Here is a 15,198-nt window from a genome sequence, read left to right on the forward strand (position 1 = left end):
CAGTGCATTCCTTCCATCAGCCCATCGCTTGAAGGTTTACTTGCCTCGGGCTGATAGCGATCCCGAGATTCCGTAGGTGGTGGATAGCCTGGAGTGTATATATCCGTTCAGGCCGGTAATGTCCGCTGGAGTCGGTGAAGAATTGCAACTCGCCATCGACTACCACCAATTCTCCGGCGGCCGCAACAGGTTCACCGGCGAGGAAGCTGGAGTGATGAAAGACTCCCGGCTCATGGTGGTTCGACGCATACAAGTTACCCTGCTGGTCCATGACGAAAATTGCTCGTCCTTGCCCTCCCCATGCAGAATGGCCCCCTCGCGTATCGAATAGTTCTCCATTGGCGTCATACAGGCGCCCATTGTGCACTATTAGTCGGAACTGCTGTCTTCCGTTGACATCGAAGTATTCTACGGTACTGGGTCGAGGTTCCGTCCATACGCTGTTCCCAGGTATGTGTTCTCCCCGATAGGACTCGATCATAGGGGTGGCATGGAACGGTGGGGTCGATCCAAAAGGACTTTCCGGGAACGCGCCCTCGACATGCTGTTCCACCTGGTCCGGATTACTCGGCGGAATATGTGGTGCCGGAGTTGACATGTGCTGCGGCGGTACTGGCGCAGCCGGGGGGAGCGGGTGGGAGGGGGCGCTTGACCTGGTCCATGGGAAGAAACGCCGCCAACCCCTGGGGCGTTCGGGGCTGGGTACGCCCCACGACTGCTGATGTGGCGGCCACCCCGGAGGAGTTCCGACACTCGGCGGTGATCCCTGTGGGTGGCCGGCGGCATTTGTAGCGATGGGCAGCTGCGGGATCGGGGGCGAGGGGAAGCTCCGATGAGGCGGTGGTTCGGATAGCGGCGCCCGGAAGTCCCGAGGATCGGAATGAGGCGTTCCTGGGGGCCTGCTCCAATTGGTCCGTTGCGCGGTGTTCGGTGTGGGCGTGCTCGTGCGCGGCGGGCCCTGACGTTGAGGTGGCGTCCCAGGGTCGCGGTGTGGCGGGTTCCCTGGTGTTTGCTGGTGCAGACTGTTCGACGGGCGAGTATCACGGTGCTCGGGGGTGGCGGGGGTGTTGTCGGGCCTCGCCAGTGGTGTTGTGCCGGGTGGGAAGTCGTTTGGGTGTTGCGGTTGTATTGAGCGGGGGACATGGTGATTGGCCTGCGGTTGAGAGGGAGTCGATACGCCCGAAGTGATGGTGGGCCGGGTATCGCCGTGCGGACCGGGCGTGGCTCGATTATTGAGCAGAGGCGGCACCGATTCTGGGGCGCGGTTGTCCGGAAAAGGTCGACTCGTGCCGAACGGAGTGAGAGGAGCGTCGACGGCAGGCGGGGTGCGGTTCGCTGCAGTGGTGTCGAGAAGGTTGAGGGGGCGATTCATCCACGCAGGTGGGCGGAGGATGTCGATATGAGCGCTCGGGGAATTGAGGTCGATATCCGGGCGCATCGGGTTGGTCCGGGCATTGGGAGCGGTTCCGGCTGTCGGTGTTGCCGCAGTGGTGGGGTGATGAGGTGCGTTTCGGTTCTCTGATGCCGGGGGAGCGGCGGGGGAGCGGTTCGAGGTGGGTTCGGTATGTCTCGGGGCCGACGGTGTGGAGTCGGTACTGCCGTCATTTCTCGAGCTTGTGTCAAAGCTCGGTGCTCGATCGGGAGTATGCGAGGGACGGCGGTTATCCGGCCTGGTCGCGGTACTCGCGTTCGCCGAGGTGGGGTGAATGGTGGCAGGTGTGGTGGTGGATGGGTCGCCGGGGGCACCGGATGTGATTGGGCGGAGGGTGGTTTCGGAGGACGGTGGGGTTGTCGACGGGGTAAGGGCGGGAGTTCCTGCCGACGTGGTGTCGGTGGCTGTGGCTGCCGACGTGGTCGTGCTTTCTGTTGGAGACGAAGGGGTTTCGGGATGGTCCGGTGGAACGGGCTGGTTCGGTCGGTTCGTGCCGCCGGTGTCCGTTCCGCTGGTAGCCGGAGGGGTGGAGGAGGTGGCTGCCGATGGGGATTGAGTGGTCGGCCCCGCGTCCTGCGAGGTAGGTGTGGAGGGGGTCGCGGGGGTGGTCGGCGTGGTGTGATGCGGGCCAGGGGTGGTCGGGTTTTGTTGCATGGCCGGCATTTCAGGGGTGGCTGGTGTGTCGCCCGGATCGGTGAACAGGCGTAGCGAGCTCAGCGGCGGGGTCTGTGGGACGCTGGTGGTCGGTTGTTGCTCTTCCGGCGGTGTGTTTGTGGTATCCGGGTTGTCGGTGGTGGTCGGGCCGGTGGGGGTAGGCCGATCTGCGGGGTTGTCGCTCGGCGCCGTGGAAGGCTGACCGGTGGGGTGGCCGTTCGGGGTGGTGGCAGGGCCGCTCTGATCACCAGAGCTGCCAGGGTCGCCGGTGGAAGACGGTGACGAGGTGTCGGTGGGGGAGGTTTGTCCTGTCGACGGTGGGGGGCCGTCCTCGATGGTCTCGGTTGGGGCGGGTTGCTGAGGGGAAGTGCTTTCTGCCGGCGTGGCCTGCTGTGAGGGCGTGTTCTCCGTGGTGGCAGGAGTCTGCTGCGGCGGAGTGGTGTCCGAGGTTCCGGTAGACGACTGCTGCGGCGGGGTCGAGGTATCCGGGCCGTTTCCGGGGCCGGACTGTGTCGAGGGCTGCGACCGACCGTTCTCCGTACCGGCGGGCCCCGCGGACTGTGGGGGCGGGGTCTGCGCAGAAGCGGTCTGTGTCGGCTGTGCTTGGGAGGTGTTGTCGGAGTGGGTCGATGCGTCCGATGCTTCGGTACCGGTGCCCTGCGGGGAACCCTCGCCCTGATTCTGGTTTTGCCGGTTCTCGATGTCGCCCGACCGAGTCCCCGAGCGGTCCTGCTCTTGGTTTCGACTGCCCTGGTCCTGGGCATCGCCTCGATTCTGCTGTTCGTCTCCGCTGTCCTCGCTGTCGTCGCCGGTATCGGTGCCGTGGTGTCCGGCCGATTCGATACCCCGCTGCGCACCGCCTACGGCCGAGGAGGTCAAATTCTCCGGGCTCAACGCGTTGGAGAGGCTGAACGGGCGATCGTTCAACGCCGCGTCGGTGGCCTCACCGGCCACGTTTCCTGCGATGGAGGCCGCGGTTTCGGTCGCTGCGTCGGTGGCCGCCTTGCCGACGGTGTTGCCGATATTGTTCTGTGCCAACCCGTCCGGTCCCAGAGCACCGGTCACCGCACCCGTCGCCGCGGCGGTCAAAGCGGTCTTCCCGGCCTCTTTCCAGTCCTCGGCGGTCAGGTCGTCGCGGCGGCCGGCGGCCACCTGCACCGCCTCGAGCCCGATCTCGAGCCCGGCCTCTTCGAGCACCGCCGCCCAGGCGCCGCGCACGGCGGCACGAGCGGCGGCGGTGGCCGCGGCACGTGACATGAGCCGGGTCAACAGTTGTTTGATCAGCATGCGGATAGTGATCCGCGTGGCGACCTGGGCGGCGGCGGCCTCGGCGGCGCCGGCGGGGGCGCCGAGGCCGGTGGCCATGGCCGCCAGGGCGGCGGTCATCTCGATGGCGAAGATCACCAGTGCGCCGATCACCATGAGTTTGGCATGTTCGATATCGGCGGCGCCGTCGCCGATTTCGTCGGCGAGCGACTCGATATGGGCGATCAGGCCTTCGAACGCGCCTTTACCGCCACCGAGTTTGTCCCAGTGTTGGGCCAAGGCCTGCCCGGTCTGCGCGTCCAAGCCGCCCAACACCAGTTCGATGGCGTGAGTGGCCTCGCCGTCCAGTTCACGCAGGTCCCCGGCCAGCGTGGTCCAGGCGGTCTCGATGCGCCGCATGGCGGTTTCGTCACCCTCGGGCCAGTCCCCGGCACCGACGACGTATTTGGCCACCCACTGCAGGGATTCGGGGATCTCGATACCCATCAGCACCCACCCCGCCCACGGTGCCCCCGTGAGGCCTCGCCCCAACGCATGGCGATGCGCGCGACCGCGTGTCGGGTATCGGTCATCATGCTCCCCCGTGTCGAGTTCGGTGCCATCACACGTATTCGACGCGGCGATCCGCCGACCGGTTCCACCGAGAGCAAAACTTCTTCCGGCGCACTTCCGCCCGCTGAGCCCGCGTTCCCCGGATATCCTGCCCGCATCCGGGCGATCCGGAAAATACCCTGGTCGCGAGCTGTCGACCGGGCGACGGCGCCCGTCGACGGCAATGAGCGGAGCCATCACATGCGGGGTGAGGTTTATCGCGGGCAGTTCGACGATACGGGCGAGCGTGTAGCCGTGGGCAAGCGCGGCCGAGCGCACTCGCGCGGTGTCACGCCCGATAGGGGACCGATGTCCATACGCACACAACCGCTTACACGGCCGACCATGCCCTTGCGGCGTATACGTGGCGCCGGCTTCGTCCCTTTCGAATCGCTGCCGAGGGGACGCGGTAGGTGCGGCGGTTCCCGCCGGCAGGGCGGTTCGTTCGAGCACGACGGCAACGGCGTGCAGAGGCGAACGGACGAGACGCACCGGAGGATCGGGGGCGAGGGGTGCGGTCCATCTCGGTGATGCCCTTCGGATTTCACCGCTTTCCTCCTGGAACTCCCGTGGTCCAGGTATCAATCCGTCCCTGGTGATACCAGCGGTACGGTACACCGTTATCGACGCAGAACCTCGCCACGCGACGGTCGGGATGTTTCAGGATCGGCCTGCCTGCTGTGACGCCGTGCTATCCGGCCCCGGAAAGTAGGGTCTACCGGTCGACGCCGAAATCTACTATGACGTAGTATCTCGAGCGCGGCCGGCCGCACATCCCCCCATGCGAGCCGGCCCCGTTCGGATCGTCATCCCCCTGCCGGTCCGAACCTGAACAGGTGTCACCGGACTCCTCCCCCCCGAGTCCGGTGACACCGCCCGTTTCGGGCTGTCGGGAAGCCGCGGGAAACCCCCTGAACCCGGTTCCGCCGCCCGGCTCGATGTTCTTCGAAACCCGAGATTTCACGCTGTTGTCATTCCGTAACGGGTGCGCGACCGGGAAGTGGCCGTGGGCGGTCGCGGGTGTGCGAGTATGGCTCCTGCTCCATCCGGTTCATCCAGAGTTTGTCCGTTCACATCGCATGAAGGGAAGCTCAGATGGCACAAGAATCCACCGCTGTCGCCAACCGCAACAACATCCAGGAGCCGCAGGGCTACGAGGTGCTGCGGATGGGCCTCGACGAGGCGCGACAGGAGTTGCAGAGCGCTCGGCAGTACGCCCAGCAGGCGCAGAACCTTGCCCGTCAGGCGCAACAGCAGGCGCGTCAGGTCCAATACCAGGCCCAGATCGCGCAGAACGATGCCAACCAGGCCGTTCAGCAGGCCCAGCAGGCGCGTCAGCAGGCGATTCAGTCGCAGAACCAGGCCCAGCAGGCGCAGAGCGAGGCCGATCGGGCGCAGAACCAGGCGCAGCAGGCGCAGGGCGAGGCCAACCAGGCCAATCAGCGTGCCCAGTCGTCGCAGGACCAGGCCGATCAGGCCGCCCAGCTGGCTCAGCAGGCGGAGGATCAGGCCAACCGCTCCCAGGATCGCATCATGCAGTGGGAGTTGCAGATGCACCAGATGCGTCAGCAGATGCAGATGCGGTAGGTGCGGCCATATCGAACTTCCGTTCGGTAATGCTGCGAAGTCGATGCCACCAGGTCTTTGCGATCTGGTGGCATCGAACGTTGGGAGTCGGTCTTCGGCGGTCGCCGGTATCGGTTCCGGGAGCGCGGCCGGGCGTAGTTGTTCGGTGAGCAGGCGTCACAGTCGTTCGCGATGGGCGGGACCGTCGAGCCAGGCCCGTACCGGCCGCCATCCGTGGTAGTAGGCGAATACGTAGGGGTTCGGCTCCTTCACCAGGGTGAGTACCGCCGCGGCTCGGCAGAGCCGGGCGTGGGCGGTTTCGAACACCGATTCGGGTAATCGGTCGATCGGCAGCCCAGGCATTGGCGGGCGTAGTCGCGCAGCGGCAGGTCGGTGCCGGCGGGTCGGCTCGCCACGGTCCGCATGGCCCGGGTCGGGGCCCTCGGATAGGCGGCGCGACCGGGGCCGAAGGGGAAGCCGTCCAGCAGTCGGTCGGCATCGTCGACCGGTCGGCCGGGCTCCTCGGCATCGACCCGGTGCGCCATTCCCGTAGGCCGCGATAGCCGAGCACCGGCAGTGGTGGTCGTATCGCGGCTCACTCGGTCGAAGCGCAGTGCCGGCAGCGCGAATTCCGCCGGCTGATGCGATGCCACCGCTGGGTTTCCGCACTCCTCGGCACCCGGCCGCTGCTCGGACCCAATGCTCTGGAACGTTCGGAAGGCACCTATGCGGCCCTCGTTCGGGCCGGGCTGACAGGTCCGCTGCTCATCGCCGCCGTGAGCGCGGTGACCGATTACACCCACGGGTTCGTGAGCGCCGAGAACGCATGGCGCTCCCGGGTCCGCGATCCGGACGACGAGGCCGAATTGCGACGGGAGGCGCAGCAATGTCTCGCCGAACGCCATCCGATACTGCACCGGCACGCACAACTGGACTATGCGGATTTCGACGCCGGTTTCGACCTCGGCCCGGAAATCGTGCTCGACGGTATCCGAGTCCAGGTGGACCGCAAGGAGTCCACCGCGTCGACCGAGCCCGCGGCCGGGCCGTCCGACGGCCGACCAGGGTAGCGGTCCCACCGAATTCGCCTGCCCCATTGATCGTTTCCGCTTCGGGAGGGCAGGATGGCGGACATGCGAGTCGTGATCCAGCTCCGCCCCGCCGCCGATCTGATTTCTGCCGTGGCCGATTCCGCCGTCGCCGCGTCCGATGTGACCGGTGAACTGCCCGGATTCGCGCTCGACAACGCCTTTTCCCCGGTTCTGATACCGGACGCGGGCGCGAGAGAGATGAGCGAGTCGCCGCATCCGGGCGGCTCGTCGCTGCTGGTTCGCGGGGAGATCCCCGATGACGATTCCACTACCTTTACGGCGCTGTCCGATGCGCGGGGAGTCGTGGGGGTGTTCTCCGATCCGATCATCCAGCCGGTGCTCACCTGCGGCGGTGACGCCGCGGTCGGTGACTGGAAGGAGGTCGGCGCCCTGCTGCGTCGGGAGGATCTGGGTGCGGCCGGGCTCACCGGGGAAGGGGTGGCGGTGGCCATTCTGGACACCGGGATCAACGCGGCCAAGGTGAACGGGGTCAGTGGTGAGCGGATCGATATTGATGTCGCGCGCAGTTGGAATCCGGCCGGGATCCCCGGAACCGCCGGTGAATTCGAGGTCGACCACGGCACCATGTGCGCGTTCGACGCGCTCATCGCCGCCCCGGAGGCGGTGTTCCTCGATATCCCGCTGCTGCGCAGCACCCGTGCGGGCAGTAGCCGAATGGACGGCCTGCTGTCCGACGCGCTCGCCGCGTTCGCCCATCTGCGCCGGGTGCTCACCGATCAGCCCGCCGACCGACGGGCGCTGGTGATCAGCAACAGCTGGGGATCGTTCTCGCCGCAATGGGATTTCCCGGTGGGGCAGCCCGGCAACTACTCCGACAACCCGGACCACCCGTTCAATGTGATCGTCGGTTCCCTGGACGCGGCGGGTGCCGATATCCTCTTCGCCGCCGGCAACTGCGGACGTGACTGCCCCGACGGGCGGTGCGCCTACCCGGACCGGCCGATATCCGGAGCCAACTCGCATCCGAGCGTGCTGTCGGTGGGCGGCGTCGACACCATAGGGCGGCGGGTGGGCTATTCGTCCCAGGGGCCGGGCCGGCTCTCGGAACACAAACCGGACATCTGCTCCTATACGCATTTCCTCGGTTCTACCGCGTTCGGTGCGAACGAACCCGATACCGGCACCTCGGCGTCCTGCCCGGTGCTGGCCGGTCTGGTGGGCGCGATCCGCACGAAATGGTCGGCGACCGCGCTGCCGCCGGCGAAGCTTCGGGAGCTTCTCTTCCGCACGGCGGCCGACAAGGGTGGCAACGGGTTCGACTACGATTACGGACACGGTATCGCCGACGCCGGCGCCATCCTCACCGAGCTCGAGAGAGTCGGCAGACGCGCGTAGCGTGGAGATATGCCACTGCTCACCATCAGGCTCCCCCAGGGCTCCGGGTTTGCCGACGCACTGCAAAAGCTACGGCTCGCCGAGGACGAGGTGGACCGCGACTACGGGCTGATCGAGGTCGATCCCGATTCGGGTCTGTTCGCGCTGCGGGTCAGCGACGCGGCGGCGAACCGGCTCACGGGGGACACCGCGGCGACGGTTTTCGCGGATCCGCGTATCGAACCCACCGAGGACCGGGAACCGCGCTGAGCCGGGACTCGGCCGCGCGGGACGCGTCGCACCACCGCCGATCCGGTGGCGAGTATGGCCGAATATCGCGGTCCGCTGGGTCGGTACCGCCCTACAGTGGAGACAGGGGCAGAAGTGAGGAGCTTCGCATGGGTGGGAACGGCCGGCTTTCGGTTCTCGTGATCGGTGCCGGTTTCGGCGGGATCGGGGTGGCGATCGAGCTACGCCGCGACGGGTTCGACGACATCACCATCCTGGAGAAGGCGGACGACCTGGGCGGGGTGTGGCGGGAGAACACCTACCCCGGTGCCGCCTGCGATGTCCCGTCTCCGTTGTACTCCTATTCCTTCGAACCGAAGCCGGACTGGCCGCAGCGCTACTCCGGACAGGCCGCCATCCACGACTACCTCAGGGGCGTGGCCCGGCGGCACGGGCTGCTCGAGCGAATCGAGTTCGGCACAGAGGTCACCGAGGCCGAGTTCGACGAGAAGGCCGGACGATGGAGTATCCGCACCGCCGACGGTGTCACCCGTACCGCGGAGGTGCTGATCTCCGCGGTGGGACAGCTGTCGCGTCCCGCCATGCCCACCATTCCCGGCGTCGAGACGTTCGCCGGACCCTCCTTCCACTCCGCGCTCTGGGATCACGATGTGGATCTCACCGGTAAACGGGTGGCGAACATCGGCACCGGGGCCAGCGCCATCCAATACATTCCGGCCATCCAGCCGCGGGTCGCGCGGTTGACCGTATTCCAGCGCACCGCGCCCTGGATCCTGCCGAAGTTCGATACCGACTATTCGCCGATCCAGCACAAATTGTTCGCCAGGATTCCCGGCACGCTGTTGCTGGAGCGTCTCGGCTGGTGGTCGATCGCGGAGGTTTCCTCCCTCGGACTCGTCGACGCCCCGTGGATCGCCAAGGTGGTGTCCCGGATCTGCGCAGAGCACCTGCGCAGGACCGTCGAGGACCCGCAATTGCGCGCCGAACTCACCCCCGACTATCCGGTGGCCTGTAAACGCATCCTGTTCTCCAGCGACTACTACCCGGCACTCACCCGGCCGAATGTGACCGTGGAAACCGCGCCGATCGCCGAGATCACCCCCAGGGGTGTGCGCACCGCCGACGGCCGGCTGTACGAGGCCGATGCGATCATCTACGGCACCGGGTTCAAGGGCACCGAATTCCTGTGGCCGATGCGCGTCCGCGGCCGCGGTGGTCGGGAACTCGCCGATGTCTGGTCCGAGGGCGCGCACGCCTACTACGGGATGGCGGTACCGGAATTCCCGAACCTGTTCCTGGTGTACGGGCCGAACACCAATCTCGGCGTGGGCTCCATCATCTACATGATCGAATCCCAGTCCCGATATATCCGCCAGGCCCTGCGCCTGCTCGTCGACAACCCCGGTCATGTGCTCGAGGTCCGTGCCGACATCGAGCACGAGTTCAACGAGGCATTGCAGCGGCGGCTCGGCCGCAGCGTGTGGAATTTCTGCACCAGCTGGTACCGCACCGCGGCCGGGCGGATCACCAACAACTGGCCGGGCACGGTCACGAGCTACCGTCGCCGCGTTCGCACCCTCGATCCGGACGACTACACCCTCACTCCCGCGGCCTGACCACGCCCGAGTGCGCGATCCGGTGGAGTGGGCCATGCCGCGACCCGACGGAGGTCGGGCCGGGCGACGGCGTGTGGGTCGGTTGCGCCGACGCGACGGTGTACCGTTGCCACCGACCCGAAGCGGCCCGGTTTCGTTTTTCGGATGGCGGCAGGCCGAAGTCTTCGCCGACTGTGCTGTGGAAGCGGCAAACGACAGTAAGGCTGGGTATATGAGCGTGGCGTAGCCGATGTCCGCCACCGGCTGCCCGGCCGGGTGAAACAGGGTCGACCGGGATGGAGGTGTTGGGATGACCGACGCGCCGGTGGCGAGGGACGGGAACGACGGTGTTTCCCACGGTGCGGGGCTCGCCTGGGAGGCCGAGTTGCCCGATCTCGTGGCCGCACTCACCGAACGGCTCCCGACGGATGTCATGGTCGGTGTGACCGTGTGGACCGGGGAGGAACTCCGGGTGGCCGCCTGGACCTCGCTCAGTGCCAAAATTGGCCGAGGAAGCCCAGATCATCGCGGGTGTCTCCCCGAACCGGGACGCCCTCGTCTCCGGCAGGTTCCTCGAGGTGGGCGATCTGCACGAGGTGTCACGGTGGGCCGAATGCGCGGCGGAGCTACGGCTGCTGGGCCTACGGTCGGTGATCCTCTCACCGTCCTATACCGGGCTCCGCGCGCACCCGGGCCTGGACGCGCTCGCCGCCGCGGTCGCCGCAGGGCACTGCGATCCCTGTACCGCGGCCGAGACGCTGTCGTCATCGACGGAGCTTCCACCTGATGAGATCGCCATCGGTTCTCGGAGCGCGGCCGGGGATCGGGGGGAAACGCATGGTAACCGCGCTCGGGCGATATCACCGCGCACCATAAAGAAGCCTTTATATCATGAGCAATTCCGACTATCGTGTCGTATCGAGCGGTTGGTGCCGGCTCATGCGTGGAGACAGGAGTGTCAGTGGCGTCCATTGGTTTGAGCGCCTACGGGATGACCGGGGCGGAGCTCGTCGAACTCGCCGTGGCCGCGGACGCGGTCGGGTTCGACGCGCTCTGGGTCGGTGAGCATGTGCTCAGGCCGGTGGCCCAAGCGAGCGGACACCCCTCGACCGGGACGGTCCAGCACCATTCGGGTCCGCTCATCGCTCCCGAGACGGAGCTGACCGACCCGCTGGTCGTGCACGCGGCGATCACCGCGCGCACCCATCGGATCAAGCTGGGCACGGCCGTCTACCTGGCGCCGTTGCGGCATCCGCTGCATACGGCGCGGAGCACGATCACCCTGCAGGAGCTCAGCGGTGGCCGACTGCTCCTCGGGGTGGGAGCCGGCTGGCTCGAGGAGGAGTTCGACGCGTTCGGCGTACCGTTCCGTACCCGCGTATCGCGGACCGAGGAGTGTCTCGAGGTTCTGCGTGCGGCGTGGTCCGGGACCGTTTTCTCGTACGAGGGGCGGCACTTCCGTTTCGACGCGGTGCAGGTGCATCCGCGTCGGGTCGATATCCCGGCGATACTCGGCGGCAACGGCCCGGCCGCCCTGACCCGTGCCGCTCGTCTCGGGGACGGGTGGTTCACCTCGGGAACCCCCTCGTTCGACGAGGCGCGGCAACTGGTGCGTGAGGTTCACCGGCATCGCGCGGACGCGGGGGCGACGGGTGCGTTCACCTGCTATGTTCGCGCCGCCGCCCCCGATATCGCCGAATTACGGCGTTATCGGGACCACGGCATGGACGATCTCGTACTGTGGGCCGACACGGTGTGGCGGGGCCGCACCCTCGACGAGCGTCGCGACAACCTGGCCGCATTCGCCGGAAGCGCCGGTCTCGTTCCGGTAGCCTCCTCCCGAGTGGCGGGGTAGTGACGTGAAACCCGTTCGTAGGGTTGTGGTCGCGTCACGGGAGCCGGTGATGCGCCGGTGAGACGTGGGAGGGTGAAGGTGCGGAATTCCGAAGGGCGTTCGTCTCGGCGGGACGACGGTGCGCGGGACGCGCGCCGGCAGGATATGGACGGGAGTGGATCGAATTCCCGGGGCGAAGTGTCACTGCTGCGTCCGCTCAAGGCCGCGGAAGCCGTAGCGCGCACCATCGTGGGCGAAATCCAGAGTCAACGGCTGCCGCCGGGCGCAGGCCTGCCGTCCGAAGCTGCGATGCTGGAGAAGTACGGGGTCAGCCGCGAGTCCCTCCGGGAGGGACTGCGGCTGCTCGAGGTGCAGGGAATGATCACCATTCGCCGCGGGCCCGGCGGCGGTCCGTTCGTCGGATCGGTGGATGCCGCACACCTGGGTAGGGTTTCGGCGCTGTTCTACAACATGGCCGGAGCGACCTACGAGGAGCTGTTGGGATCGTGGGTCTGGGCGGAGGCGGAGCTGGCCGAGCGTGCGGCCCGCAATCCCGATGCCGAGCTGCGGGCCGCACGCATGGAACCTTTCCTGCACGAGCACGATCACACCCCGGATGGGCTTGGCTCGTATCTCGAGCGGCATGCGGGGTTCCATCACGCGGTCGCGGGGTTGGCGGGCAATCGAGTGCTCGCGTTGAGCCTGCAGACCTACGGCCAGATCGTGGCGCACCATGTCGCGGTTCTCACCGATCCGCGTCAGTTGCGCGATGTCCTCGTCGACGACCATCTGCACATAGCGAAGGCGGTCATGCTGGGTCGTCCCCGACAGGCACGTGACCGGATGGGCAGTCATCTGCGCGGTGTCGCGGACTACTGCCGGGACCGACTGGAGATTCCGCTGGACTCGCCGATCGAATGGTTGTAGCCCGCTCGTAGGGCTGTCGCTTGCGGCCCGAGGTGTCGCGTTCGTCTCTCGCAGCCGGTGGCGTTTCCGCGCCACCGGCTTTTTCATGCCTGGTCATGGCCGGTTTCCGGCGATCGTGCCGACCGGCTCGGCCCGGGTGAACATCTCGCCATAAACCTCATAAAGAATATTGCACCAAGCGCTTGACTTTCAAGTTCATCATGAGCAATATGGTCTGCAGGCGAGAGCGAGTGACACCGATCACAAGCCGACCGCCCGGTCGATTCCCGCATTGATACGGGACAACTCCACCGAACACATGTCTGCCCGGACGCCTTTTCCGGCGCAGTCGTACACACATGCCCGATCAGCGCAGGAGGCGCATATGAAGCGGTTGGACGGCAAGGTCGCATTCATCACCGGAGCCGCACGCGGTCAGGGACGAACGCACGCCGTACGACTCGCGCAGGACGGTGCCGACATCGTCGCGGTGGACCTGTGCCGGCAGCAGCCCAACCTCGACTATTCGCAGGGCACCCCCGATGATCTGGCGAAAACCGTCCGGCTGGTCGAGCAGGAGGGCCGCCGTATCCTCGCCCGGGCCGCCGACGTTCGCGATCTCACCTCGCTACAGTCGGTCGTCGACGAAGCGCTCACCGAATTCGGTCGAATCGATATCCTCGTATCGAACGCGGGTATCTCGAATCAGGGACAGGTCGTCGGCCTGACCGACCGGCAATGGACCGATATCGTCGATACGAATCTGATCGGCGCATGGCATGCCTGCCGCGCTGTCCTGCCCTCGATGATCGAGCGCGGTGAAGGCGGCTCCGTCATCTTCGTCAGTTCCACCGTCGGCCTGCGCGGCGCGCCGGGCCAGTCCCATTACGCGGCGTCCAAGCACGGACTGCAGGGGTTGATGCTGTCGCTGGCGAACGAAGTCGGTCCGCACAATATCCGCGTCAATTCGGTCAACCCGGGCGCGGTGAACACCCCCATGGCGATCAATGAAAGCCTGCTCCGGATGTTCCTCCCGCATCTGGACAACCCGACCCCCGAAGATGCCGCCGAACTGTTCGCACAGTTGACCCTTCTGCCGATTCCGTGGGTCGAACCCGAGGACGTCAGCAACGCCGTCGCGTGGCTGGCCTCCGACGAGGCTCGATACATCCACGGTGTGGCCATCCCGGTCGACGGCGGGCAGTTGGCGCGGGCCTAGGAGAAACACGATGACGAAGATCTCGGTCGACAACGACTACTGCCAGGCGCACGGACGCTGCTATGCGCGGTTCCCGGAGCTGTTCCGCGCGGACGAGGGGGGATACGCCGTTGTCACGGGGAACGGCACGCTACCCAACGGTATCGACGGCACCGAGGTGACCGGTATCTGCCCTGAAGCCGCCATCACCGAGGCGTGAGAGAAGAGGACCGAAAATGACCGAGCAACTGCAGACGTCGGCGCCCGAATCCACCGGCTGCCCGATCGATATGTGGTCCGAGGAGTTCAACCAGAACTTCTGGACGGAGATCAACCGGATGCAGGCCCGCGACACACTGGCGGTGCATACCCAGGGCGAAACCCCCTGCTATGTCGCCACCCGTTACGAGGACGTCTTCAAGATCCTGCGGGACTGGAAGCGCTTCTCCTCCGAGGGCGGGGTCGCGATCCTCGGACACGACAATCGCGCCGAGCCGCCGAAGAACGAAGGGCGTTTCCTTCCGGAAGACCTGGACCCGCCCGCCCAGACCGACTGGCGCAAACTCCTCAACCCGGAACTTACCGAGGAGAAGATGCGCCGGTTCGTGCCGGCGATCACCCGGGAAATCGATGAATTCCTCGACGCCGGAATCGCGGCGGGCAGCTTCCGGGTCATGGAAGACTTCCTACGTCCGCTGCAGCTGCGCGCGGTGTTCTCGAACCTGCTCAACCTCGAGGGCGACCGTATTGATGTCTGGATGAAGTGGGCGCACGACATCTTCGTCGGCGAAACCGCGGAGGAATCCGAGACGGCGTATGTGAGCCTCTATTCCGCGATCGAGGAACTGGTGCGGGAACGGACCGAGCACCCGCTCGACGACGACCTGGCGAGCATGGTGTGCCAGGTGAAGGAGATCGCCGGCCGCGAACCCACCCTGGCCGAACGTGTCGCGGTGGTGCTCCCCCTCTCGATCGCCGGCCTGGAGTCGACCGGCACCGTACTGGGTGGCACGCTGCACCATCTCGCGACCCACCCCGACGATCTCGCCGAACTCGTCGCCGATCCCTCGCTGATCCCGAACGCGGTGGAAGAGGGCCTGCGCATGTTCGCCAACGTCACGGTGCTGCAGCGCACCACGACCTGTCCCGTCTCCCTCGGTAGTACCGAGCTCGACGCCGGCGCCAAAGTCTGGACCTCCTACAACGGCGCCAACCGCGACCCCGCTAAGTTCGCGGACCCGCACAGCTGGGACCTGCACCGCAAGGACAAGAACCATCTCGCGTTCAGCATCGGACCCCACCGCTGCCTCGGGTCGAACTTCGCCCGCGTCATGATGATCACGGTCCTGGAGCGAATCGTCGAGAAGATGCCGCGGTTCGCCCTGGCCGAGGGACAGCAGGTGCAGCACCACTCGATGCCCACTCGCGGCATCCACGAATTCGTCGTCACCGTCCTGCCCTAGCGAGTCCTCGCCCAAGCC

General features: G+C 66.5%; 12 protein-coding genes. 10 read left to right on the top strand and 2 right to left on the bottom strand.

Features of this window, described 5'->3' with window-relative positions:
* Positions 1-16 precede the first annotated feature (16 nt).
* Positions 17-3,838 (bottom strand): IQM protein middle domain-containing protein, encoded by a 3,822-nt coding sequence (locus ON20_RS37170; protein ID WP_157229161.1) that lies wholly within the window; start codon positions 3,836-3,838, stop codon positions 17-19.
* Positions 3,839-5,038: 1,200 nt separating this feature from the next.
* Between ON20_RS37170 and ON20_RS33770 the strand changes: the two genes are divergently transcribed.
* Complete coding sequence (locus ON20_RS33770) at positions 5,039-5,530, top strand: hypothetical protein (RefSeq protein WP_051163696.1); 492 nt, start codon at positions 5,039-5,041, stop codon at positions 5,528-5,530.
* Between the two features lie 248 nt (positions 5,531-5,778).
* Here ON20_RS33770 and ON20_RS38340 read toward each other — a convergent pair whose 3' ends face one another.
* Complete coding sequence (locus ON20_RS38340; protein WP_040841644.1) at positions 5,779-6,162, bottom strand: hypothetical protein; 384 nt, start codon at positions 6,160-6,162, stop codon at positions 5,779-5,781.
* Between ON20_RS38340 and ON20_RS31265 the strand changes: the two genes are divergently transcribed.
* The 9 genes from ON20_RS31265 (at position 6,151) to ON20_RS31305 (ending at position 15,180) form a co-directional block, all read left to right on the top strand.
* Complete coding sequence (locus tag ON20_RS31265; protein ID WP_051163697.1) at positions 6,151-6,579, top strand: TetR/AcrR family transcriptional regulator C-terminal domain-containing protein; 429 nt, start codon at positions 6,151-6,153, stop codon at positions 6,577-6,579. The two genes, ON20_RS38340 and ON20_RS31265, sit on opposite strands and share 12 nt — an antisense overlap.
* 63 nt (positions 6,580-6,642) lie before the next feature.
* Positions 6,643-7,956: a S8 family peptidase gene (locus tag ON20_RS31270; protein WP_040841720.1), complete on the top strand. Its 1,314-nt coding sequence runs from the start codon at positions 6,643-6,645 to the stop codon at positions 7,954-7,956.
* A gap of 9 nt (positions 7,957-7,965) precedes the next feature.
* Positions 7,966-8,205 carry a hypothetical protein gene (locus tag ON20_RS31275; RefSeq protein WP_040841645.1) on the top strand — a complete coding sequence of 80 codons (240 nt, stop codon included), beginning with the start codon at positions 7,966-7,968 and terminating at the stop codon, positions 8,203-8,205.
* 128 nt (positions 8,206-8,333) lie between these two features.
* Positions 8,334-9,800, top strand: a complete 1,467-nt coding sequence (locus ON20_RS31280) for a flavin-containing monooxygenase (protein ID WP_040841646.1) — start codon at positions 8,334-8,336, stop codon at positions 9,798-9,800.
* Between the two features lie 940 nt (positions 9,801-10,740).
* Positions 10,741-11,634, top strand: coding sequence for a TIGR03619 family F420-dependent LLM class oxidoreductase (locus tag ON20_RS31285; protein ID WP_040841722.1), 894 nt, complete (start codon positions 10,741-10,743; stop codon positions 11,632-11,634).
* Between the two features lie 78 nt (positions 11,635-11,712).
* On the top strand, positions 11,713-12,540 hold the full coding sequence (locus ON20_RS31290) for a FadR/GntR family transcriptional regulator (RefSeq protein WP_040841724.1): 828 nt from the start codon (positions 11,713-11,715) through the stop codon (positions 12,538-12,540).
* 364 nt (positions 12,541-12,904) lie between these two features.
* Positions 12,905-13,738, top strand: a complete 834-nt coding sequence (locus ON20_RS31295) for a mycofactocin-coupled SDR family oxidoreductase (protein ID WP_040841647.1) — start codon at positions 12,905-12,907, stop codon at positions 13,736-13,738.
* Between the two features lie 10 nt (positions 13,739-13,748).
* Positions 13,749-13,937: a ferredoxin gene (locus ON20_RS31300; RefSeq protein ID WP_040841648.1), complete on the top strand. Its 189-nt coding sequence runs from the start codon at positions 13,749-13,751 to the stop codon at positions 13,935-13,937.
* Positions 13,938-13,953: 16 nt separating this feature from the next.
* Positions 13,954-15,180 carry a cytochrome P450 gene (locus ON20_RS31305; RefSeq protein ID WP_040841650.1) on the top strand — a complete coding sequence of 409 codons (1,227 nt, stop codon included), beginning with the start codon at positions 13,954-13,956 and terminating at the stop codon, positions 15,178-15,180.
* The last annotated feature ends 18 nt before the right edge of the window (positions 15,181-15,198 follow it).

The organism is Nocardia brevicatena NBRC 12119 (genome assembly GCF_000308495.1).
In the GTDB taxonomy this organism is placed as follows: Bacteria; Actinomycetota; Actinomycetes; order Mycobacteriales; family Mycobacteriaceae; genus Nocardia; species Nocardia brevicatena.

Excerpts from the sequence above, each read along its gene's own strand:
- ON20_RS37170 (WP_157229161.1), bottom strand. The coding sequence starts at position 3,838 with ATGGGTATCGAGATCCCCGAATCCCTGCAGTGGGTGGCCAAATACGTC.
- ON20_RS33770 (WP_051163696.1), top strand. The coding sequence starts at position 5,039 with ATGGCACAAGAATCCACCGCTGTCGCCAACCGCAACAACATCCAGGAG.
- ON20_RS31265 (WP_051163697.1), top strand. The coding sequence starts at position 6,151 with ATGCGATGCCACCGCTGGGTTTCCGCACTCCTCGGCACCCGGCCGCTG.
- ON20_RS31270 (WP_040841720.1), top strand. The coding sequence starts at position 6,643 with ATGCGAGTCGTGATCCAGCTCCGCCCCGCCGCCGATCTGATTTCTGCC.
- ON20_RS31275 (WP_040841645.1), top strand. The coding sequence starts at position 7,966 with ATGCCACTGCTCACCATCAGGCTCCCCCAGGGCTCCGGGTTTGCCGAC.
- ON20_RS31280 (WP_040841646.1), top strand. The coding sequence starts at position 8,334 with ATGGGTGGGAACGGCCGGCTTTCGGTTCTCGTGATCGGTGCCGGTTTC.
- ON20_RS31295 (WP_040841647.1), top strand. The coding sequence starts at position 12,905 with ATGAAGCGGTTGGACGGCAAGGTCGCATTCATCACCGGAGCCGCACGC.
- ON20_RS31300 (WP_040841648.1), top strand. The coding sequence starts at position 13,749 with ATGACGAAGATCTCGGTCGACAACGACTACTGCCAGGCGCACGGACGC.
- ON20_RS31305 (WP_040841650.1), top strand. The coding sequence starts at position 13,954 with ATGACCGAGCAACTGCAGACGTCGGCGCCCGAATCCACCGGCTGCCCG.